Genomic DNA, 21,321 nt, shown 5'->3' with positions numbered 1-21,321 from the left:
GAATCGTGAAACCACTATAAATAAAGCACTATTTCTTTAACTCCACCACCCAAGCCATCCGTCCCGGAATCTTCACCGTTTTCAAATCAGCAATTGCCGCCCCTGTGGTCACTTCCACGCCGGAAGAAAACCCGTTGAGCCGTTCCGCAAACCGCGCCATATCCACGGTTTTCTCTTCTTTGTTGGAGTTCATCATCACCATCACCGTGCCCGCATCGGAGTAGCGGAAATAGGTGTACACGCCCTGGTCGGGAATGAACTGCATGAGCTTGCCAGCGTGCAAAAACTCGTGCGTGCGGCGGTAGTTGGCCAGCTTGCTCACGTAGTCGAACGCCTCGGCTTCCTGACCGGAGCGCGACGTGAACAGGTTCTTTTTGTCGCCGGGAAAGCCGCCGGGGAAATCCTCCCGCACCTTGCCATCGGGGTTCGAGAAGTTCTTCATCAGCACCTCCGTACCGTAGTAAAGCTGCGGGATGCCGCGGGTGGTGAGCAGCCACGCCAACCCCATCTTGTACTTGGCGAAATCTTCGCCTATCACCGAATAAAAGCGGCTCATGTCGTGGTTGTCGAGGAAGACCACGTTGCGCATGGGGTTTTCGTAGAGCCAGTCGTCGTGCAGGGTGTAGTAGAGCTTGCTGATGCCCTCGGTCCAGCCAGCGTCCTTGGTTAGCGCCTCGTTGATGGCGTATTGCAGCTGAAAATCGGTGACGCCGGGCAGATTGCTCTTAAACCCGTCGGTGGACGGCAGGATGTTGCGGGCGAAGTACGCCTGCTGCGCCGTGCCCTGCACCCACGTCTCACCGAACATGCCGAGCTGCGGGTACTCGTCCAAAATAGCCTGTCCCCACTGCATCAGGAAGTTGCGGTCGGAGTAGGAATAGGTGTCGATGCGGTAGGCGTCGATGCCCGTGTTTTCCACCCACCACAGATTGTTCTGGATGATGTAGGTTGCCACCAGCGGATTGCTCTGGTTGAGGTCGGGCATGGTGGTATCGAACCAGCCTTCGCCAAATAGCTTCCGGTCGTATTGGGAGCCGTGCGGGTCGTTGAAGGCCGCGTCGCGGAAGGAGCTGCGCGTGAAGGTGGGCCACTGGTGAAACCAATCTTTGGCGGGTTGGTCGCGGAACAGGTAGCTCTCCGAACCCATGTGGTTGAGCACCACGTCTTGCACCACCTTCAGGCCGTTTTGGTGGGCATTGCGCACGAAGGCTCGGTACTCCTCGTTGGTGCCGTAGCGGCGGTCTACGTTGTAGTAATCGGTGAGGGCATAGCCGTGGTAGCTGGCCTTGGGCTGGTCGTTTTCCACGATGGGCGTGAGCCACAACGCCGTAGCACCAAGCGTTTTGAAGTAGTCGAAGTGGTTGGCTATGCCTTTTAGGTCGCCGCCGTGGCGGCTGTACATAGAGTCGCGGGCCGCGGCGGGAGCCTTCATGCCTTTGATGTAGTCGTTTTTGGGGTCACCGTTCGAGAACCGGTCCGGCATCAGGAAGTAGATGAAATCCTGCGTGCTGAGGCCTTGCACCTGGGTTTTGTCGCCGGGCGTGGTGCGGGCTTTCAACTCGTAATTGTAGCTGAAGTTCTTCGCTCCTTTAAACTCTAGCTTCAGTTGGCCCGGCTTAGCGGTGGGACTGATAGTCAAGTTAACCACCAGATAGTTAGGGCTTTCCAGCTTCTGCGTGCCGTCTAGCGTCACGCCGTCGTAGCGCAAACTAGCCGTGCTGCTGGCTATGCCGGGCCCGTGCACCAGCAGCTGAAGTTTGGGGTTCTTCATGCCCACCCACCAGAAAGTTGGGTCAATGCGGGTGACGCCGGCGGGCTTTTTGGCCGGAGCAGTCAATGAGCTGGCTAAGTCGGAGCTAGAATGTGCTTGGGCAATAGGTGCTGCCAGCAGACAAGCGGCCAACGCCGGCAGCAGGAAGTGGGACGATTTCATGGGAATTTGGGACTAGAATGGGGGCGGTAAGGTAACAAGCACCTCCATAGAACCCTAGTATCCCTGCCAAGCGTCGTTTGTAGCAGAGGTCAAGCGCTGTCTAAAAGCAGAAAGCCCCGCCAGATGGCGAGGCTTTCAGAAGCGAATAGGAAATGAAGACTAGAACTAGTTTGCTGGCTCTAATTTCTCTCTGACAATAAGCTTATTGCAGCTTGGCTAGCCAGAGCGAGGCGTTCAGGTGCAGGCGGGAATGGCTTGGGTTTTCGCCCCAACCGTCATACACGGTGTTGCCGGGTGAGCCGGTACCGTCGTCGGCGGGCGAGGAGTCGCCGATAACAACCACGCGGCCCGAGCCGAAGGTGCTGCTAGCGGCCATAGCCAAGCTGTTGCCCTGCGTAGTGGAGCTGCGCCAGATTAGGCCCTGCACGGTGCTGTTGGCGGTAGGGTTGAGCGTCATGGTGGCGCCGTTGTGGAAGGAAAGCTGCGACACGGCGCCTTGCGAACCGTTCAGAATCGGGTTGGTGCCGGTGCGGACGTTGCTGCTGTTTTCCACGATGTTGTCGAGGTTCACCGTGAAGCCGAAGGGGTTGGCTTGTACCGAGTTGTTCTGCATCAGGTCGTTCCAGATGTCGGGGGAGTCGTAGCCGTCGTTGTTGCGGTCCGAAATGTCGTGGTCGGAAATCATGAACAAGCCGCCGCCATTCTGCACAAACCGCAGGATGGCCGTTTTCTCGGCGGCCGTGAAAATGATGTTGGGCTCATCGACCACGAACACGCTGTAGTAGCTCAGGTCCTGTGGGTTAGCGGTGTTGCCGTAGCTGATGGCGGCACCGGTAGGCAGCTGCTCTACCGTGTGGCCTTGCTTGGCCAAGGCCACGCCCCACGCCGAAATAGCGCCGGTCCAGTAGGTTTCGGCGGTGGTGCTGGTGATGCCGCTTTGGGCTGGCGACGGGTAGCGCGAAGCCACACCGCTGTTCACGTCGAGCACCCAATCGGCATTGCCGGCTAGCTCGCCGTGCGAACCGTCAAAGAGAAACTTCTTGCCGCTAGTAGCGGGTGGCGGGGTGGTGCCGCCCCCGCTGCCGTACTGCTCCACCGCCACGTTGTCGATGTTGATGCGGTTGGTGCCGCCAGAAATCTTCCGGATTTGCAGCCGTATGCTGCCGCTCAGGTTCACGCTGAACGAAGCCGTGCTCAGTGTGGCGCTGCTGCTCGTGATGGTGCTGCTCACTTTTACGTAGGAGCTGCCGCTGTTCTGGCTTGCCCATAGCTCCCATTGCGAGCTGGCATCGGTGCCGTACACGGCGTGGCCGACCGTCACGATGCCCGCGCCGGTGGTGGTATTGAAGTTCATGCCGACTGTGCCCACATTGCGCACCCGCACCGACTGGCTGCCGGTTTTGGCGTCGGCGGTGGTGGTGCCGATGAGGGCGTCGTTCAAGGTCCAGGAACCGGAGCCGAGCGTGACGGAGCCGTTGGTGTAGGCGGTTTTGGTGCCGGTTTCAAACCCCTCCGGAAACCCTGCGGCGCTAACATCGGCGGCGGTAGTGGTTGTAGTCGGAGCGGCGCTTGGCGTGGGCTCTAGCTTCGAGCAAGCAACTGACAGCGTCAGCAGCGCGGTAGCGAGTAAAGGATTGAACTTCATCTAAGCTTGTTTAGGGTTGAGGTTGGAGTAGGACAAGAGCGCAAAACTACCCGGTCAATCAGCTAGTTAGGCCAGAATTGATGTTACGGTTGTGTCAACTTATAACAGTTTCAGTTCTTGGCTCCATCCAACCGCTATGCATTAAATTATATGAATTTCCCTATCTAATACCCACACTATGCTATGCTGCAGGCCGAATTGCAGAAGCTATTGAACAACGAATAGTAGTCTTTTCCTGTGGTTTTCGAGAGGCCTACCGTGCGTCTGTTCTTGCCCCTGATTTTCCATTAGCTCCCTCCAAGCAGGCATAGCATACTTTGTTTTTCACTTGGAATGTCCGCACCTTGGCCGGCGCTTGCCCCGAACGTATTGCTGTGCTGGCCGTATGTCGGGGCTGTGGGTAACTTGGTTGAGCTGCCTTTTTCTCTGACCCTTTCTTTCTCAATGGCTTTCGAATTTAAACCCTACACCCCCGCTGCCGAATTCACGACGCAGGCGGCGTACTTCTCCATGGAATTTGCGCTGGATCAGGCGCTTAAAACCTACTCCGGGGGCCTTGGCTTCCTAGCAGGCTCGCACATGCGCTCCGCCTACGAGCTCAAGCAAAACCTGGTGGGCATCGGCATCTTGTGGAGCTTCGGCTACTACGACCAAGGCCGCAACGAAGACCAAACCATGCGCGCCGACTTCCGCCAGAAGTCGTATTCCTTCCTGGAAGACACGGGGCTTACCTTCCCCATCACCATCCACAATGCGGATGTGTACGTGAAGGCCCTCTACCTAGCCCCCGACACGTTCGGTACGGCGCCCATGTTCTTCCTCACCACCGACATTCCCGAAAACGACTTCATCTCGCGTACCATTTCGCACCACCTCTACGACGCCGACACGGCCGCTCGTATTGCGCAAAGCATCCTGCTCGGCGTGGGTGGCGGCAAGCTGCTCGACTTACTAGGTGTGCCCGTGGATGTGTATCACCTCAACGAAGGCCACGGTTTGCCGCTGGCGTTTTACCTCTACGAAAAGCACGGCCGCCAATTGGAAGAAGTGCGTAAGCGTCTGGTGTTCACGACGCACACGCCCGAGCTAGCCGGCAACGAAGAGCACCCCATGCCGCTGCTGGCCAAGATGTCGTTCTTTGGGTCGGTGCCCACCGAGGAAATCACGCGCGTAGCCGGTGTCGAAAACGACCGGATGAACTACACGCTCACCGCCCTGCGCTTTTCGCGCCTTTCCAACGGCGTAAGCAAAGTGCACGGCACCGTAGCCAATGAAATGTGGGGCAGCAACCAGGGCATTTGCCCCATCATTGCCATCACCAACGCCCAAAACGGCACCTACTGGCGCGACCAGCAACTGCACGAAGCCTTGGTCGCCAACGACGATACGGCCCTCAAAGCCCGCAAGCGCAAGCTGAAAAAGCAACTTTTCGACATCGTAGCCGACCAAACCGGTACTCTGCTCAACCCCGACGTGCTGACCGTGGTGTGGGCCCGCCGCTTCGCCGGCTACAAGCGCGCCGACCTGATTCTGCGCCACTTCGAGCGGTTCCTAAGCATCATCAACAACACCGACCGGCCGGTGCAGGTCCTGTGGGCCGGCAAGCCCTACCCCAAGGACTACGGTGCCATCGGTTTGTTCAACGACATTATCCGCAAGGTTAAGCCGCTCAACAACTGCGCCGTACTGACGGGCTACGAGCTAACCCTCTCCGGCTACCTCAAGCGCGGCTCTGATATCTGGTTGAACACGCCCCGCTACCCCCGCGAAGCCTCTGGCACCAGCGGCATGACGGCCGCCATGAACGGCTCCGTTAGTTTGAGTATCGCCGATGGCTGGGTGCCCGAATTCGCCCGCCACGGCGAAAACAGCTTCATCATCCCTCACACCGACCCTTATCAAGCCGACGACGTGAAGGATGACATCGAGGCCACTAACCTGCTTGACGTGCTGGAAAACGAAATCGTGCCGCTCTACTATGGACAGCCGGACAAGTACCTGGAAGTAGTGAAAGCTGGCATGCGTGAAGTGGAGCCCGAGTTCGAGTCGCACCGCATGGCCACTGAATACTACCAGAAGCTTTACAATGCCAAGTAGTGGCTAAGATCCTATTTCATTGAACAGCTGTCCTTTCGACGCAGAAGGAATCTGGATTAACCTATTTAACGGATTAATTCAGATTCCTTTTGCGTCGGAAGGACAGCTGCCCTTGCTTATGTACTAAAAGAAGCTCGCTTTACACCTGAGCCATCAGTACCCCACTCAATACGGCCCACACGTTATCCGCCAGAATCTTCTGGCCGGCGGCGTTGGGGTGCACTCCATCGGGCAGATTTAGTTCGCGGCGGCCAATTACGCCTTGCAGCAGGAAGGGTACGAACGGGACGCTGTTTTTCTCGGCTAGCTCCCGGAATAAGGCCTTGAATTCTTGCGCATAGCGGGCCATGCGGTGGCCACCCAGCGGCCCCAAGTCAAATGGGAATTCCAGTCCCACCAGCACAATGCGCGCGTCCGGATATTTGAGTTTTACTTGGTCGATGATGGTTTGCAGGTTCTGAGTGGTTTCGCGCACAGGAATACCCCGTAGCCCATCATTGGCGCCCAAAGCCAGCACGAATACGTCGGCGGATTGGCGGCTTAGCACGCTGGTTAAGCGCAACCGGCCACCGGCGCTGGTTTCGCCGCTCACGCCGTAGTTAAAGGTTTTGTAGGGTAAGCCCAGTGAATCAATACGCTGCTGAAGCAAGCTAGGGAAGGACGCGCTGGCTGGTAGCTGATAACCAGCCGTAAGGCTGTCGCCGAAGAAAATAATGTTTTGCATACAAAGGAAAAGCAGTTGGAAAGCCCCGGCATCGCTAAGCCTAGCACAAACAGCCGAGCCAGCTTGGGTGAAATAAACGCCAAGCAGTCAAGAAGAAACGCGAAGTAGTGAGAGGAAATCAGAGCCGATGGCCACTGATAAAGCCTGAATTATACCAAGGCAAACGACCATGCGGTGTTGCAGGTTCCGGCGACGGTTGGCTTCCGATAAGCTCAAAAACAGCCCGGGCCCGACTTCGCAAGGAAGTCGGGCCCGGGCTGTTTTTCGGGAGTACTTACCACTATGCTGTGGCAACAGCTACACTACATACGGGCGAAATGGGAAGTGGCAAGCCGAACGCCTTCCTCGGTGCACAAGCCGCGCACGTAGTAAAAGAAGATGTTGCGGTAGACATCGGCCAGATTGGTGAAGTCGGGCGGGAAAACATCCTCGTTGAGGATGAGGCTGAACTGCGCCAGCATAATACGGGCAATGAACGGGGCATCGAGGTCGGCACGAAACTGCCCTTCGATGATGCCTTCCTGCAAGAGTTGGGTAAGCAAAGGATACGAATACTGCTGCAAATACTGCTGAATCGTGTCCCAGGCCTGCGGATACTGTTCGCGCATCACATGGTAATCGTAGTGAGGCGAGCGGCGCAACTCGTGAAGGCTGTGGTGAAGCAAGGCTAATAAGCATTCTACAGGCGTGCCTAGATTGGCAAACAACTGATCATGCTCGTGGCGCTGCCGCGCCAAGTTGCGCTGGATAACCTGCAATACCAGCTCGGACTTAGAACCGAATTGGTAGCGAAAGGCCACCAGATCCAGGTCGAGAGCCGCCGCAAGTTGCTCTTCGTGCACTAAGCCAACACCTACAGACCGAAACAATAAATTTGCTTTATCAAGTAACTGATGGAGTACGACTTGCTCCATAAGACGAACGGGGTTGAGTGGGAGTAACTACTCGCTATAACGCTGGCAATGCAAGCAAATAGTATTCCTAACTAATTTTATTCTTTATTATAAAGCTAATCTAATAGCCCTAGCCCGAAGAAAAACAGCAATTGCAGCATATATACGAAGGGCGCTAGCGCATTGCGTTTCACGAAGTCGGAGCGGTTGAAAAACACTTGCAGGATGAGAGCCACGGCAAACCATCCTTTAAAGTTTTGGAAGGGAATAACGTCGAACCGCCACTGCCAGAAGTTGTAACGCACGGCAATGGGCTCCAGGCAAGCATCGAGGCCCACCATGAGCAGGGCGGCTACCACAGCTCGCCCAATACCAGGCAGCGGCAGGTAGCGAGCCAAGATGCCGGTTGTATACGTGAGCATCAGCCAGTTAACTCCTACAAGCAGTGGCACCCCCAGCCATTGTAGCCCTAGCGTAGAGCCGTACTTGTAGTAGCCAAACACCAAACCGGTCTGGATGCCAACCACTTCCACAAGAAAGCCCACGGCCGTTGTTACCAAGCAAAACCAGACGAACGCCACACTGCGCTCCGGCTGAAACGCCAGCAACAAGCCCACTGTAAGTAGCAGGTTCAGCGGCACAAACTGTAAATAGAAGGCGGGGTTGTCGGAAAACCCGAGCCCCAGAAAGCCAGTGACATAAAACAGAAGCAGCACACCTTGCGCAACACGCAAGCGCCGTCGTTGAGCAGTGAATTGGGTTGTTACCGGGGCCAGATATTGTTGAGTCGGATCGGGCATGAAGGAAAAAATAATAGAGTATGAAGCCTGAGTGGGTTGTTTTGCGCAGTTGGGTTACCGCTCTCAAGATCAGCACGAAATCCATTCAGAACACAGAGCTCTCAATTCATAAGTAAGTCAGAGACGATGCGGGCCGAGAGCAGGCAAAGTGGAATACCGCCGCCTGGGTGCACCGAGCCGCCGCAAAAGTACAGCCCTTCCAACTTCCGCGAAAAGTTGGGGTGCCGCAGAAAAGCTGCCAACTGGTTGTTGCTGGAACTACCATACAGCGCCCCGCCAAACGACGACGTGCGCCCGGCAATGCCCGGCGGGTCCCAGACATGCTCGGCCCTGATAAGCGGCGCTACGTCAACGCCAAGCGCTTTACTTACGCGGGCCAGCACGGCTTGTCGGGTTTGGTTGATGAGAGCCGGCCAATCCTGCCCTTGGTCATGGGGTACGTTCACCATCACAAACCAGTTTTCGTGACCGGGCGGCGCATCGGTGGGCGTGTGCCCGCTCGTGATGTTGACGTACACGGTGGGGTCGGGACTAACGGTCTTTTGCTGGAAAATGGCCTCGAATTCCTGCTGATAGTTTTCCGAGAAAAAGATATTGTGCACGCCCAACTCTGGAAAACGGCGCGCCACTCCCCAATAGAAAATCAGGGCCGAAGACGAGCGGGGCTGGCTTAGCGTGCGCTCGGGCGCGGGCTGGGTGGGCAGTAAGCGGCGGTAGGTGGGCACTACGTCCATGTTGCTGACTACCAGCCCGAAGTCGTAGACATCCCGCGGGGTTTGAACACCCGTTACGCGGCCATCAGCCGTCAGAATTTCCAGTACTGGCTCCTGATAGCGGAACTGTACGCCCAACTCTTCGGCCAGCCGGACCAAGCTTTGAGCAATGGCATAGATGCCGCCCTCGGGGTAGAACGCGCCCAGCCCGTGCTCTAAGTGCGGAATCATGCTGAGCGTGGCGGGGGCTTGGTACGGGTCGGAGCCGTTGTAGGTGGCAAATCGGTCGAAGAGCTGCACGAGGCGCGCATCCTGCGGGAAAGTGGACTGGTGCCGTTGGTGCATGGTTTCGAGCAAGCCGAGCTGCGGTACCGCGGCCATTGCTTTCAGCACTTCGGGACTCAGGTACGTTTTGGCCCGGTGCAACGACTTTTGCAGAAACGTGCCCGCCGTAGCCGAGTACGCGCGGCGGCTGCGCGCCAGAAAAGCTAGTACGTCGGCGGCCGGCACGTGCAACTTGGTTTCCACTTCGGCGGCAAACTTCTCTTCGTCGGCCCAGGCTGTGAGGCGAGTGCCGTCGGCGAAAAAGTACTGCGTAATCGGGTCGAGCCGCTGGTAGCGGAAGTAGTCTTTCGGGTTGCGGCCCGCTAGCTCGAACAGCTCATCGACGAGGTGCGGCAGCGTAAACAGCGACGGGCCCCCATCGAACCGGTAGCCGCCGGGCAGCTCCAACTGGTGCATTTTGCCCCCAAACGACTCCTGCGCCTCAAATACCGTGACGCGGTGCCCCCGCATGGCCAGCCGCACCGCCGTAGCAATACCGGCAATACCCGCCCCAACGATGGCAACAGGGTGGGAGGAAGGAGAAACGAAAGGTTGATTGCGAGCCACTGAGAAAAGTAAAAGGTAAGTTGTGAGTAGCTATAACTCGAAGACGCACTTTATGGCTGGCATACTCAGCAACTTTTCAAGATAAGGGCGTTTTTGCCTGTAATGCCAAGCACCTTTCCACGATTAATAGCTGCGTAGCCGCAACTGGTTGATGACCAAGATGCGTGCTACTGTTCAGATTAGTAGATTTGAATACTTGCTTATGCCTATTCAACGCTCTTCCTACTTGCGCATAGCCTTTTGGCTGCTCTTCTACCTCGTGGTGCTACCGTACGCCGTGCCTGCGTGCCTCGACTGGCTGAGCCGCCCCTCCAACTGGTGGTTGGGCTGCGGCATCCTGGGGTTCCTGGGGCTAGCGGCCGGCGTAGCCCTGTCGTTGTACCAGGCGGGCCGGGCCCTCACGGCTTATTTATCGAACTCTAATTCCACTCCATCCTCTAACTCCAAATGGCCCAATATCAACTAACCCCCAGCCGCAACTGGCTGAAACCGCTTGTTTTCGTGGGCTTGCTGCTGCTGGCGCTAGTGGCGGGTTGTAGCCTGATTAAAGTGGAGCGAATCGACGCTGGCAATGTAGGCATCAAGGTGAACCTAGCCGGCTCCGGCCGCGGCGTCGACGACATCACCTATACCACGGGCTGGGTGTTTTATAGCCCGTTGAGCACGGCCGTGTACGAATTTCCGGTGTATACGCAACACAAAGAGTACGAGGAGTTTGAGGTGCAAAGCAAGGACGGTTCCAGCTTCGGCGTAGCCCCCAGCCTCAACTATTACATTCAGTCCGATAAGGTAGACGATATTTTCCGGCAGTACCGTCGCCCGCTGCCTGCCATCGAGGATGGGTTTCTGAAAACGGCCGTGTACGAGGCCTACCGCGTGGCCACCAACCGCTACACCGCCGACAGCCTCATCAGCAACCGGGGCAACTACGAAGCGCGGGTGAAGGCCAACCTCGTAACGCAGCTCCAGTCCATGGGCTTCATTGTGCAGCAAATCACCACCAAGCTAGAGCCGCCCGCTAGCCTAAAAGCCGCCATCGACGCCAAAAACACGGCCGTGCAAACCGGCTTGCAAACCGAAAACCGCATCCGGCAAGCCGAAGCGCAGGCCCGCATCAATGTTGCCGAGGCCGAAGGACGGGCCAAAGCCATCCGCATTGCCGCCGATGCCCAGGCCTACGCCAACGAAAAGCAGCAACAATCCCTCACGCCGCTACTTGTGCAAATGCGCTGGATTGAAGCATGGGAAAAGGGTGGCAGCAACGTGCCTACCTACACCAGCGGTTCTGGCAGCCAGTTTCTGATGCAAATGCCAGCGCCCGGCACAACGAAGTAGAAAACTGTTCTCCCAATGCAGGAGGAATCTGACTCAAAGCAGTTGAATGACTTCATCCGGATTCCTTTCCACTTGATGCGTGGAATGTCGGCAGGATAATTACTCTACGGCCAGCACAAGACCTTTTAAATATTCGCCTTCGGGGTGAAACAGGCTCACAGGATGGTCGGCAGGCTGGGTGAGGCGGTGCAGGATACGGGCGGGGCGGCCAGCCTCAATGGCAGCCGCCAGCACCGCGCCCTCAAACAGTTCGGCCGATACCACTTGCGAGCAGCTAAACGTGAAGAGCAGCCCGCCCGGAGCAATCTGCTTGATGCCGGCCGCGTTCAGGCGCTTGTAGCCCATCAGGGCATTGTGGCGGGCCGAGAGGTGCTTGGCAAAAGCCGGTGGGTCGAGTACGATAAGATCGTACTGTTCCTGGCTGGCTTTCAGGAAGCTGAACACGTCTTCGGCGTAGGCGGCGTGCTTGCTTTCGAGGCCGGTGAGGGCGGCATTGCGCTCGGTTAGCTCGATGGCCTTCTTGCTGGAATCCACGGAATGCACCAGCTCGGCGCCGGCTTGCAGGGCGTAAGAACTGAAGCCGCCGGTGTAGCAGAACGTGTTGAGCACGCGGCGGCCGGGCGCATAGCGGGCCAGCAAGCTGCGGTTGTCGCGCTGGTCGATGAAGAAGCCAGTCTTCTGCCCCGTTTCCCAATCCACGGCAAATGGATGGCCGTTTTCCTGCACAATATGTTCGGCGCCGTTGCTTTCGCCTAGCAGGTAGCCGTTTTGCGCATCCGGGGCCGCCTTGGTAGGCACAGTTTCGGCGCTCTTGTCGTAGATGGCGCGCAGGTTGGGAATCACCGTTTGCAGCGCGGCCGCAATGAGTGGGCGCGCTTTGTACATGCCCGCGCTGTGGGCCTGCACCACGGCCACGTCGCCGTACACATCAATGATGAGGCCGGGCAGACCGTCGCCCTCGGCGTGGGTGAGGCGGTAGACGTTGGTGGTGCCGGTACCCGTGAGACCCAGGCCCTGCCGGAGCCGGTAAGCGTTGCGGATTCGGGCTTCCCAGAAGTTAGCGTCGGGCAGCTGGGCAGCGGGTCCGAAGTCGAGCATGCGCACCGCAATGGAACCGGGAGCGTAGTGGCCCATGCCGAGTACTTCCCCGTTGGTGGCCTGCACCATCACCACTTCGCCTTCCACCACCTCGCCCTGCATGCGGGCAATGGCCCCGGAAAACACCCACGGATGACGGCGACGAAGGGATTGGTCTTTACCGGGCTTAAGAGTGACGATAGCGGGCATAATGCGGGAATTCAAACAAAACAAGTAAAGCCCAAAGGTACGCCAAAGCCATTTGGCCGTCTCCACCTCCCACTGTTCCTTTGGCGAAGGACACCTGCCAAGGGCGCAAGCTACCGTGAACTGAAATCAGCTAGCTTGTTTGCTAACGATAAAAGCAGTTGAAGAATTTACCTTGTTTCATCATGCCCGACCTCCGAATCCTCGATTACGAACCAGTTCATCAGCCGGTGTTTCGCGCCCTCAACGAAGAGTGGATAACGCAGTTTTTTGCTATGGAAGCGCCCGACTATCAAATGCTTGACAAGCCCCAACATTATATTCTGGAACCTGGCGGCGCTATTCTGATGGCCGAGCATCAGGGCCAACTCGTGGGTACGTGTGCGCTGCTGCACGAAGGCCACGGTGTGTTCGAGCTAGCTAAAATGGCGGTGTCGCCGGCCGCGCAAGGCCTGGGTATTGGCTATGCGTTGGGGCAGGCTGCCGTAGCGAAAGCGCGTCAATTGGGTGCCCATCAACTTGAGCTGCTCTCGAATTCGCGCTTGACACCAGCTCTGGCCTTATACCGTAAGTTAGGCTTCCGCCATGTACCCGCACCAGCAGGCCCTTATCAGCGGACCGATGTGAAGATGGTGCTCGATTTGTAAGGGAGTCAGCACTTGTGTCGGCTTGTGCCCCACCCCAATTGAGGCCTTCGGCATTTCTTTATTGAAGGAGGAAGCCACAGAATTACCGACTTACTCACGCAAATGGGTCGAGCCAAGCTATGAGAATGGCCAACGCGCCAGCCGCGGCAATCAGGCCCCATACGAGTCCGCCGCCAAGCGCCAGCCCGATAAGCCCAATTGGCACCGCTAAAAAGCCCAATATTCCAAATACTGTAGTGCCCAGTCCTACCTCGGTTGGCTTGCGTGATGATTGCGCCTGATGCCGCACGGCCTGCGTGGCCGGCCGACGTAGCTGGGTGCCTGTACTTGCCTGCGTCCGAACCAAGCCTTGTGCCACTGCCAAGCGCATTATTTGTCGTAGCTCTCGAGGCTTGACCCGCTGCCGCCGATGTGGACCCGTGGCTGTTGGTTGTACTGTTACTGCTTCAGGCACTATAGCTGCCACCATTACGTCTGCGGCTTCCGCCTTGGCTGGCGGAGTGGCTAGAGAAGAATCAGCCGACTGGAAAAAGAAAGCTGGTTGAATGCTGCTGCAACTGGCCGTAAGAGCCAACACGAGCAAAGCGGCAGACAAGTGCCGAAAAGGCCGCACGCGGCGAGCAGAAGTAAAGCAAATGCGCATAAACGAAGCCGGATTCGCAGCAATATACGCTGCTTGACCCAGGCGTATACGGCAGAGCTGTCCACAACGCCACGCACCACTTGATTTCGTGCTTCAGCTTCCGGCCACCGACCCGAACCAGCGCCGATAAATGGGCCGGCGCCACACGAATTGCGCCCACATGACGGGGTACAGCAGCCGGTCGAGTAGGCTAGAGGCCGTGCGGTATTCAATGTCTTCCACTATGTAGCAGCCCCCACCCGGAGCGGGCTGCATCAGGTGGCGGTGCTGCCAGTAGCGGAGCGGTGCCGGCAGCACTTGGCCTTTATCCACGAAGTAATGCGTGCCATCGGGTGTGGTGCCATTGTCGGTGATGAGCGAAGTCCAGCATCGCCGTAATGGGCCCGCGCCTAGCTCAATATGCACTTCGTCGCCGCGCTGGCACCCATCGAAGCGCAGCAGATGAAACGGTGGAAATGGCGGGGCCAAGGCCAAAAACAGTTCCCGTGTGAAGCCAGCGGAAACTTGAACAGGTGAGGCAGCTACGTGCGTGCGGAGGTAGAGGTGCATGGATGGTAGCGGGATATGAGGAGACAGGCTTTTGCTACAAAAGAGACAGATGAGCTACGTATGCGGCTTGGATAAGCAAGTAGCAGCAGACGAGTATAATGAAACAAAAACTTAACTTTTAATATATATATTTGTAATATAGTAATTTACGTGTGAGGGGCCGGGCTTGTGAGGGCTTGGCAAATAGATTCCCTGTCGTTCCAGGTTTTACAGCTAATACCTCATGAAAAAGACAACCTCCTTTTTCCCCGTTTCCCTTCTGCTACTAGGAGCAGGATACATTCTTGGTGCCATTACGCGGAGGGCAGAAGAAGATCCAGGGAGTTACATGCCTAAGGGCTTTAATTCCAAAGCTGGGGAAGCTATAAATAGCAAAGAAGCCGGCAAGCAAACTAAAAAGTACCGCAAGGATCACAAAGAAAAAACCGTCTATGCAAATTACTGTGGTCGCTTCGCTATCGAGCAAATCCTTAACAACAAAGCTTGTGTAGGCTTACGCATATACCGGGCAATGAGTGAAAAAGGAGACTACGGTATTGTGGTAGTAGGAGTAAACAGCGCTGGCAAGGATATAACCGAGGGTATAGTAACAACTCAAAGCCTTCTGATAGCAGTGAGCTACGACAAATGCGAAAGCGACTGTGATAATGGGAGTGTGTTGATGCAGTAAGGTTCTCAGCGTAAAATGGAAAGCTGGACTGGAGTGCTTTACCTCGCCATCAGGGTGATGGAAGCCGCGCCGCTATTGCCATTTGTCGCCATGTGGATACGGCGAAATACTATCCCCCACAAATTCAACTTGGTGCTGTATTATGTACAGGCAGAAGTTTTGTTTTATATTCTGACTACGATAAGCAGACCGGTATTTCGAAACGACACATACGTTACGCACATCTCTACTGCATTGACAGTCTGGTTTTTAGCGCAAATGTATCGTCGATTGCTATCCTCCGTCAGAATCAAAAAAAGTATTGCGGTAGGTATTGGAATATTTCTAACGATAGCCTTGCTCGATGCTGCTTTCTTGAGCGAGGGCTTCACGTACGTCAACAGTTTTTCCCAGGCTTTTGGCAGTGCTTTTCTGGTCACGCTGGCCCTGCTACATATCGGCCAGATAAGCCGGACCAGCCTGTATTTAGAAAACCAGGCCGAGTTTTTTTTGAGTATAACTACACTGATTTATTTCTCTTACACGATAGTCACGTATGTGGCTATCAATGTGATTTATAACTCGGACTACGACACTCCTACTCTCGTTCTGCTGGATAGAATCATTACCTGTCCGGACGCTTTGCTGTATGCTGTTCACATGGGGCTACTGGCATGGATGTTCAGCTTTTTTCCGTTGGCTATAAATCCGCGACGGGCTCTACCGCACTGGTTGCACTATAGCTGCTGGCATCCGCGCCCCTACAAGTTGCTGGGCCAGCCAGCCTTTACTACCTATCGCCTAACTACTGCCGCCGGAAACTAGGTGGTCAGCATATGCCGAACGCTCTATTGCCCTACTTGCTCATTGGTCCGGTCCGCCTGCTATTAGCTATCGGCATTGTGAGTATTGTGGCTCTGCAACAGCGGCGCCGACTGCATCAGGAGCGGGAAAAGCATCAGATTCTGGCCATCCAAAACGAGGTGTTGGAGCAGCAAGTTCAGCAACGCACCGCTGACTTGCAGCAATCCCTGATGAATCTAAAGGCTACACAGCGTCAACTTATTCAGAGCGAGAAACTAGCATCGTTAGGTGAGTTGACGGCCGGGGTAGCACATGAAATTCAAAACCCGCTGAACTTTGTCATGAACTTCTCGGAAGTTAGCGCCGAATTGGTGCAGGAGGTGAAGGAAGAGGTACTGAATAAGCTGCCCGACGAGCAGAAATTGCTGGCCGCTGAATTGCTCGATAGCCTAGCGGATAACTTGGAAAGAATTATGCTCCATGGCCGCCGGGCCGATTCTATTGTGAAGGGAATGTTGCTCCACGCCCGCAACACTCCTGGTGAACGGGAACCTACCGACTTGAACGTTCTGGCCGACCAGTACCTTCGGCTAGCATATCAGGGGATACGGGCCAAAAAGAAGGATTTCAACGTTATTCTCACCACGCATTTTGCTGCGCAAGCCGAACTCATTACTGTAGCAGCGCAAGACATTGGGCGGGTGTTGACGAACTTGTTTAATAACGCTTTTTATGCACTCCAAAAAAAGCAGGAGGGTGATAAAGCAGGCTACGAGGCCGAAATCAGGGTAAGTACCCAACTCGTAAATCGCCAGTTTGAGCTGCGAATATGGGACAACGGCACCGGAATCCCAGCCGCTCTAGAACAGAAAATTTACCAGCCTTTTTTCACTACCAAGCCCACTGGCGAAGGAACAGGGTTAGGCCTTTCGCTGAGCTACGACATCATCACGAAGGGGCACGGCGGCACGCTTTCTTTTGAAACTAAAGAAGGTGAATACACTGAATTCATTGTGCGCTTGCCCATAACCGATAAGTAGCTCTCACTCAGTGCTTGATATTGCCATAACCGTCCAACAAGTGGCGAGTTATATTCTGAATCAAGACGGCAGACCATGAACTAACGCTTATTTGTGCTACAACCAAGGCAATACTTTTACGAGTCCGCTACCTTGCGCGCAACTGCACCCAATCGTTTGCCACATGAAAAACAGTAAAGTCGGAGTCGTACAAGCCACGCCGGCGCTTTTCGATGCAGATAAAAGCGTGGACATAGTTATAGACTGGATTCAGCGGGGAGTTGAAGCTGGGTGCGAGTTACTGCTCTTCCCCGAGTCGTTCATTCCCTGTTACCCGCGGGGTCTGACCTTCGAGGCAATCGTAGGTCGGCGCACCGATAAAGGCCGAGCTATGTGGCTGGACTACTGGCAAAACAGTTTGGAAGTGGACTCCCCCGAACTGGCTCGTATTCAAGCCGCCATTCGCCAAGCCGGCCTGTTCGTGGCCTTAGGCATCACCGAAAAAGAGCCAATCGGCGGGACGCTTTACTGCACCCTCTTGTATTTCGACAAAGATGGTACCCTGCTAGGCAAGCACCGTAAGCTCAAGCCTACGGGGCTGGAGCGTTACATTTGGGGTGAAAGCGACGGAAGTTCACTCGTGACTTTTGCCACCGAATTAGGCCGGGTCGGCGGCCTTATCTGCTGGGAAAACTATATGCCCCTGGCCCGCACGGCCCTCTACCAGAAAGGCGTCGAAATTTACCTGGCGCCCACCGCCGACGCCCGCGATTCGTGGCAGGCTACAATGCAGCATATTGCCCTGGAAGGCCGCTGCTTTGTGCTAGCCAGCAATCAGTTGGTGCGCAAAAGCGACTACCCCGAGCGCTACCAAGCAGATTTGCAAGCCGAGCCCGATATCATGAGCCGCGGTGGCAGCGTCATCATCTCGCCTATGGGCGAAATTCTGGCCGGCCCCCTTTGGGACCAGGAAGGCTTGCTAACGGCCGAAATAGATGCCTCGGTGCTCATCAAAAGCAAGCTCGACTTCGACTGCGTGGGGCACTACTCCCGCAACGACGTCTTCCAGTTAACCGTGGTGAACCAGCCGCCAACACAGTCCATTACGCTCTAATCTTAGCAATAGGCACTGACTAGCTCAACACTAGCCAGCGCTACCACAATTATCCTAGTAGCTCCTCGATATCCTCTTTTGTGAGGCTCTTGATGATGGCTTCGTCGGTGGTTATCAGGTCCGTGACGAGTTGAATCTTCTTGTGCTGCAACGCCAAGATTTTCTCTTCGACGGTGCCCTTGGTGATGAACTTGTAGGTGAACACCGTGCGCTCCTGCCCGATGCGGTGGGCGCGGTCTACGGCTTGGGCTTCCACGGCCGGGTTCCACCAGGGGTCGAGGATGAACACGTAGTCGGCGGCGGTGAGGTTGAGGCCTACGCCGCCGGCTTTCAGCGAGATAAGGAACACGCGCAGGTCTTCGGTTTCCTGAAAGCGCGTCACCACTTTGTGCCGGTCGCGGGTGTTGCCGTCGAGGTAGGCATACTCAATCTGCCGTTCATCTAGCGAAGCCCGCACAATATCAAGATGCTTTACGAACTGGCTGAACACAAGTACTTTGTGGCCTTCCGAAACCACGCTCTTGATCATGCGAATTACCTCGCGGAGCTTGCCCGACTCGTGCGTGTACTCCTCATCGGCCATGCGAGGGTGGTTGGCAATCTGGCGGAGCTTGGTGAGGCCTTGGAGCAGCATGAACTGCGTGCTGGCCGTGCCGTGCTCCTCGATGTTTTGCAGAATCTTGTTGCGATAATAGCTTTTGGTTTCCTCGTAGCAATGCTCCTGCTCCTCGGTCATGGGGCAGTAGCTGAGGTGCTCGATTTTGTCGGGCAACTCGCGGGCTACCTGGGCTTTGTGGCGGCGCAGAATGAACGGCTTGATAAGGGCGTGCAGCTTGCGGGTGCGGCCCTCATCCTTGCCCTTCTCGATGGGCTTGAGAAATTCCTTGCGGAAAAACGCCTGCGTCCCCAACAACCCCGGATTAATAAACGACATCTGCGACCACAGATCCATGGTGCTGTTCTCGACGGGCGTACCGGTCAGGATAAGGCGGTAGCGCGAGTGCAGTCCCCGCACGGCGTGCGAGGTAGTAGAACTTGGGTTCTTGATAGCCTGCGACTCGTCCAGAATCACGTAGTCGAACTTATAGGTTTTCAGCAGCTCGGCGTCCAGGCGCACGATGCCATAGCTGGTCAGTACTACGTCGTAATCGGCGAACTGTGCCACGTTTTTGTCGCGGTAAGTGCCCGTGTACGTGAGAATGCGCAGCGTGGGCGTGAACTTCTGAGCCTCGCTCAACCAATTGTAAACCAACGAGGTAGGCATGGCCAGCAAAGAGGCCGCACCACCCGTTTCGCCGCTTTCCTTGCGCTGTAGCAGCAACGCCAGCGTCTGGATGGTCTTGCCGAGCCCCATGTCGTCGGCGAGGCAGCCGCCGAAGTGATAGTCTTTCACGAAGTGCAGCCAGTTGTAGCCCGCCTTCTGGTAGGGCCGCAGTTCACCCCGGAAACCCACGGGCATCGGCTGATCTTCTACGATTTCGAAACCGCGCAGCTTTTCCAGCTTGCGGCTTATCACCACGGTAGCCAAATTGCCGTTTTGCAGGTCCGATACCAGGGCCAGGTGATGCTTGCGCAGCGTGAGCGTATGCTCGTGCTCTTCGGCAAAGGCGAAAAGCTCCAAGTACTGCGTAAACCACTCTTCCGGGATAATAGCTATCTGCCCATTGGGCAGCCGGAACTCGTGGCGGCGCTGCAAAATGTAAGGCCGCAGCTTGATGAAGGGTATTTCAAAATCGCCGAACCGCACGGTGCCGCGCACATCAAACCAGTCGTTGGCTTCCGATATGCCTACCTCCACACTTACAGCGCCAATAAAGTAGTCTTTGCCCGATGTGCTGCTTTGCTGCACCGTAAAGCCGAGGCGGGCGAGTTCGTCGGAGTTGTGATGCAGCCAACGGAAGGCGGTAGCTTTTTCGAGCACGGCCCGGCCATTGCGCACTTCCAAGGCGCGGTCGGCCAACTCCCGGATGAATTCCTGTTCCCGGTCGAGGTTGCGTACCAGCCGGTGGAAAATGTAGTTGTCTTCTTTCTTTTCCAGCTGCACGTACACCCGCTTGTCGTGGCCGTTGTGCACGGTGTAGTTGCCGTAGCGAAACGAGAGGTCGAAGTGAATGTGGTCGGAGGGAGCCACCACGCTGGCGACAACCGTGTTACTGTCGGAGTTCACAGAGCGAGGACGGCCCGCGGTAGGGCGCCGCCGCTCTTCCTCGGCCACAATGGTAGCAGTGGGCGCATCGGAGAACGTGAGGTGAGGCAGAGCCACGTGGCGCTCCGAGCGAATGTCGAAACCCCGGGCATGCACGTCGAACGACTCAACCAGTGGCGCCACGAAGCGCTGGAAATAGCTGTCTTCCACCTGCCGCGGAATCACAATAAATTTCTTGTTCAGGAACGGGCGTAGCTTCTTGCCGTCCACCTCGTGCCGGAAGTAATACAGGACATCGTTGAGGAGCAGCCAGGCGGGCTGCTCACATACTATGACAGCGTTTTTGTACTGAAAGTCAAGCTTTTGTCCTTGATACTGAATAGTAGGGAAGTAGTGCGTGTTGTCGTCGTTGCGCCGAAAGTGGAACAGGATAGATGCTGCCTCCGCCGCCAGCCCGATTTCGTGCCAGGTGGGCTCACCGTCCTTGCCCATAATGAAAACCAGCTTCCCAGTCAGCCGGGCCAGCACCTGCCCCATACGCTCCTGCACATAACGGCAAATCTCTTCCTGTAGCAGTTTGTCACCCTTCTCCGGGTCGAACACTTTCAGAAAGAAATCAGCGGGCGTGGTCTTCTTGGTTGAAAACTCCTTGATAACAGCATCTTGCTGAATCTGGTCGGTTAGCGCAATGAGCTCGAAGTCGATTGGGTCAAGGCCATCCGCAAACTCGGGGGCGTTCTTTATAGAAACCGTTTGGTGCTGAAGGGTAAGCTGGCCCTTGGCGTTGCGTTGAACTACATAGGACTCAAACAGATAACCTAGGTACTCGTGCTCTAGCAACGAATAAACAATTTGGAAAGGCTGAGAAGTAGAAACCTTCATAAAAATGAGTATAGACCAAATTGAAGCTTTAAAAGTAATTACAGTCGTTAAATATTGCGGTTTAAAGCAAATAATAAAATTAAATATGAAAATAGTTACATTAATTAGTTGAAAAACAGGTATAGTATTAGCTAAAAACCCGTTCCAGGGTCCAAACTACCGTTTTTGCCTAAGAAATGTTATAAATTCTCGCGTACGTCAATCTTTGCTGCGTTCAAGGCAGGCCGGATAGAGACGGTGAGGGTAATGAAAATGATGGCCAGCCCAGTTAGGGCAATGTCCGAGAACTGCATTTTCACCGGGTAAGAGTCTACTACGCTGGTAGCCATGCCCATACTCACAATGTGAAAGGTTTGCTGCGCCCAGCAAATACCTACGCCTAGTGCCAGACCCGTAGCGGCTCCTACCAAGGCAACAATAGCGCCTTCGAGCAAGAAAATACGCCGAATATTGAGCGGCGTAGCGCCCATTGCCAGCAAAATGGCCACGTCCTTGCGCTTATCAATGACTAGCATCGAGAGCGAAAAAAAGATGTTGAGGGGGGCAATAAGCA

At 55.7% G+C, this 21,321-nt stretch carries 19 protein-coding genes; 8 read left to right on the top strand and 11 right to left on the bottom strand.

Annotated features, from left to right (window positions below):
• Positions 1-28: 28 nt before the first annotated feature.
• On the bottom strand, positions 29-1,933 hold the full coding sequence (locus ACFE7X_RS16315) for a glycoside hydrolase family 13 protein (protein WP_375436750.1): 1,905 nt from the start codon (positions 1,931-1,933) through the stop codon (positions 29-31).
• Between the two features lie 202 nt (positions 1,934-2,135).
• Positions 2,136-3,578, bottom strand: a complete 1,443-nt coding sequence (locus tag ACFE7X_RS16310) for a hydrolase (protein ID WP_375436749.1) — start codon at positions 3,576-3,578, stop codon at positions 2,136-2,138.
• 444 nt (positions 3,579-4,022) lie between these two features.
• On the opposite strand from ACFE7X_RS16310, the gene glgP reads away from it, so the two are divergent.
• Positions 4,023-5,675, top strand: coding sequence for an alpha-glucan family phosphorylase (glgP, locus tag ACFE7X_RS16305; RefSeq protein WP_375436748.1), 1,653 nt, complete (start codon positions 4,023-4,025; stop codon positions 5,673-5,675).
• A gap of 139 nt (positions 5,676-5,814) precedes the next feature.
• Here glgP and ACFE7X_RS16300 read toward each other — a convergent pair whose 3' ends face one another.
• The 4 genes from ACFE7X_RS16300 to crtD all read right to left on the bottom strand — a co-directional run bounded on the left by ACFE7X_RS16300 (position 5,815) and on the right by crtD (position 9,696).
• Positions 5,815-6,399 carry an arylesterase gene (locus ACFE7X_RS16300; protein WP_375436747.1) on the bottom strand — a complete coding sequence of 195 codons (585 nt, stop codon included), beginning with the start codon at positions 6,397-6,399 and terminating at the stop codon, positions 5,815-5,817.
• A gap of 302 nt (positions 6,400-6,701) precedes the next feature.
• Positions 6,702-7,313 (bottom strand): TetR/AcrR family transcriptional regulator, encoded by a 612-nt coding sequence (locus ACFE7X_RS16295; protein ID WP_375436746.1) that lies wholly within the window; start codon positions 7,311-7,313, stop codon positions 6,702-6,704.
• A gap of 95 nt (positions 7,314-7,408) precedes the next feature.
• Complete coding sequence (locus ACFE7X_RS16290; RefSeq protein ID WP_375436745.1) at positions 7,409-8,092, bottom strand: carotenoid biosynthesis protein; 684 nt, start codon at positions 8,090-8,092, stop codon at positions 7,409-7,411.
• 101 nt (positions 8,093-8,193) lie between these two features.
• Positions 8,194-9,696, bottom strand: a complete 1,503-nt coding sequence (gene crtD, locus ACFE7X_RS16285) for a 1-hydroxycarotenoid 3,4-desaturase CrtD (RefSeq protein WP_375436744.1) — start codon at positions 9,694-9,696, stop codon at positions 8,194-8,196.
• 202 nt (positions 9,697-9,898) lie between these two features.
• On the opposite strand from crtD, the gene ACFE7X_RS16280 reads away from it, so the two are divergent.
• Together ACFE7X_RS16280 and ACFE7X_RS16275 are read left to right on the top strand one after the other, a co-directional pair.
• Positions 9,899-10,162: a hypothetical protein gene (locus ACFE7X_RS16280; RefSeq protein WP_375436743.1), complete on the top strand. Its 264-nt coding sequence runs from the start codon at positions 9,899-9,901 to the stop codon at positions 10,160-10,162.
• Positions 10,144-11,031 carry a prohibitin family protein gene (locus tag ACFE7X_RS16275; protein WP_375436742.1) on the top strand — a complete coding sequence of 296 codons (888 nt, stop codon included), beginning with the start codon at positions 10,144-10,146 and terminating at the stop codon, positions 11,029-11,031. The genes ACFE7X_RS16280 and ACFE7X_RS16275 overlap by 19 nt, the downstream gene beginning before the upstream one ends.
• 99 nt (positions 11,032-11,130) lie before the next feature.
• On the opposite strand, the gene ACFE7X_RS16270 is transcribed toward ACFE7X_RS16275, so the two are convergent.
• Complete coding sequence (locus ACFE7X_RS16270; protein ID WP_375436741.1) at positions 11,131-12,318, bottom strand: class I SAM-dependent rRNA methyltransferase; 1,188 nt, start codon at positions 12,316-12,318, stop codon at positions 11,131-11,133.
• A gap of 182 nt (positions 12,319-12,500) precedes the next feature.
• On the opposite strand from ACFE7X_RS16270, the gene ACFE7X_RS16265 reads away from it, so the two are divergent.
• Positions 12,501-12,962: a GNAT family N-acetyltransferase gene (locus ACFE7X_RS16265; RefSeq protein ID WP_375436740.1), complete on the top strand. Its 462-nt coding sequence runs from the start codon at positions 12,501-12,503 to the stop codon at positions 12,960-12,962.
• Between the two features lie 94 nt (positions 12,963-13,056).
• Here the strand turns inward: ACFE7X_RS16265 and ACFE7X_RS16260 are convergent, their stop codons facing one another.
• Complete coding sequence (locus ACFE7X_RS16260; protein WP_375436739.1) at positions 13,057-13,605, bottom strand: hypothetical protein; 549 nt, start codon at positions 13,603-13,605, stop codon at positions 13,057-13,059.
• 93 nt (positions 13,606-13,698) lie between these two features.
• The gene (locus ACFE7X_RS16255; RefSeq protein ID WP_375436738.1) at positions 13,699-14,154 is read right to left on the bottom strand and encodes a hypothetical protein; all 456 of its coding nucleotides are present in this window, start codon (positions 14,152-14,154) and stop codon (positions 13,699-13,701) included.
• A 223-nt stretch (positions 14,155-14,377) separates the two neighbouring features.
• Between ACFE7X_RS16255 and ACFE7X_RS16250 the strand changes: the two genes are divergently transcribed.
• The 4 genes from ACFE7X_RS16250 (at position 14,378) to ACFE7X_RS16235 (ending at position 17,740) form a co-directional block, all read left to right on the top strand.
• Positions 14,378-14,824 carry a hypothetical protein gene (locus tag ACFE7X_RS16250; protein ID WP_375436737.1) on the top strand — a complete coding sequence of 149 codons (447 nt, stop codon included), beginning with the start codon at positions 14,378-14,380 and terminating at the stop codon, positions 14,822-14,824.
• A 33-nt stretch (positions 14,825-14,857) separates the two neighbouring features.
• Positions 14,858-15,628 carry a hypothetical protein gene (locus tag ACFE7X_RS16245; protein WP_375436736.1) on the top strand — a complete coding sequence of 257 codons (771 nt, stop codon included), beginning with the start codon at positions 14,858-14,860 and terminating at the stop codon, positions 15,626-15,628.
• Positions 15,629-15,639: 11 nt separating this feature from the next.
• Positions 15,640-16,647 carry a sensor histidine kinase gene (locus ACFE7X_RS16240; protein ID WP_375436735.1) on the top strand — a complete coding sequence of 336 codons (1,008 nt, stop codon included), beginning with the start codon at positions 15,640-15,642 and terminating at the stop codon, positions 16,645-16,647.
• Between the two features lie 163 nt (positions 16,648-16,810).
• Positions 16,811-17,740, top strand: coding sequence for a carbon-nitrogen hydrolase family protein (locus ACFE7X_RS16235; protein WP_375436734.1), 930 nt, complete (start codon positions 16,811-16,813; stop codon positions 17,738-17,740).
• A gap of 49 nt (positions 17,741-17,789) precedes the next feature.
• Here the strand turns inward: ACFE7X_RS16235 and ACFE7X_RS16230 are convergent, their stop codons facing one another.
• Positions 17,790-20,768 carry a DEAD/DEAH box helicase gene (locus ACFE7X_RS16230; protein WP_375436733.1) on the bottom strand — a complete coding sequence of 993 codons (2,979 nt, stop codon included), beginning with the start codon at positions 20,766-20,768 and terminating at the stop codon, positions 17,790-17,792.
• Between the two features lie 179 nt (positions 20,769-20,947).
• Positions 20,948-21,283 (bottom strand): ABC transporter permease, encoded by a 336-nt coding sequence (locus tag ACFE7X_RS16225; protein WP_375436732.1) that lies wholly within the window; start codon positions 21,281-21,283, stop codon positions 20,948-20,950.
• Positions 21,284-21,321: the final 38 nt, after the last annotated feature.

It is taken from the genome of uncultured Hymenobacter sp. (assembly GCF_964242765.1).
GTDB lineage: Bacteria > Bacteroidota > Bacteroidia > Cytophagales > Hymenobacteraceae > Hymenobacter.
This window is presented reverse-complemented; position numbering and strand designations above follow the sequence as displayed.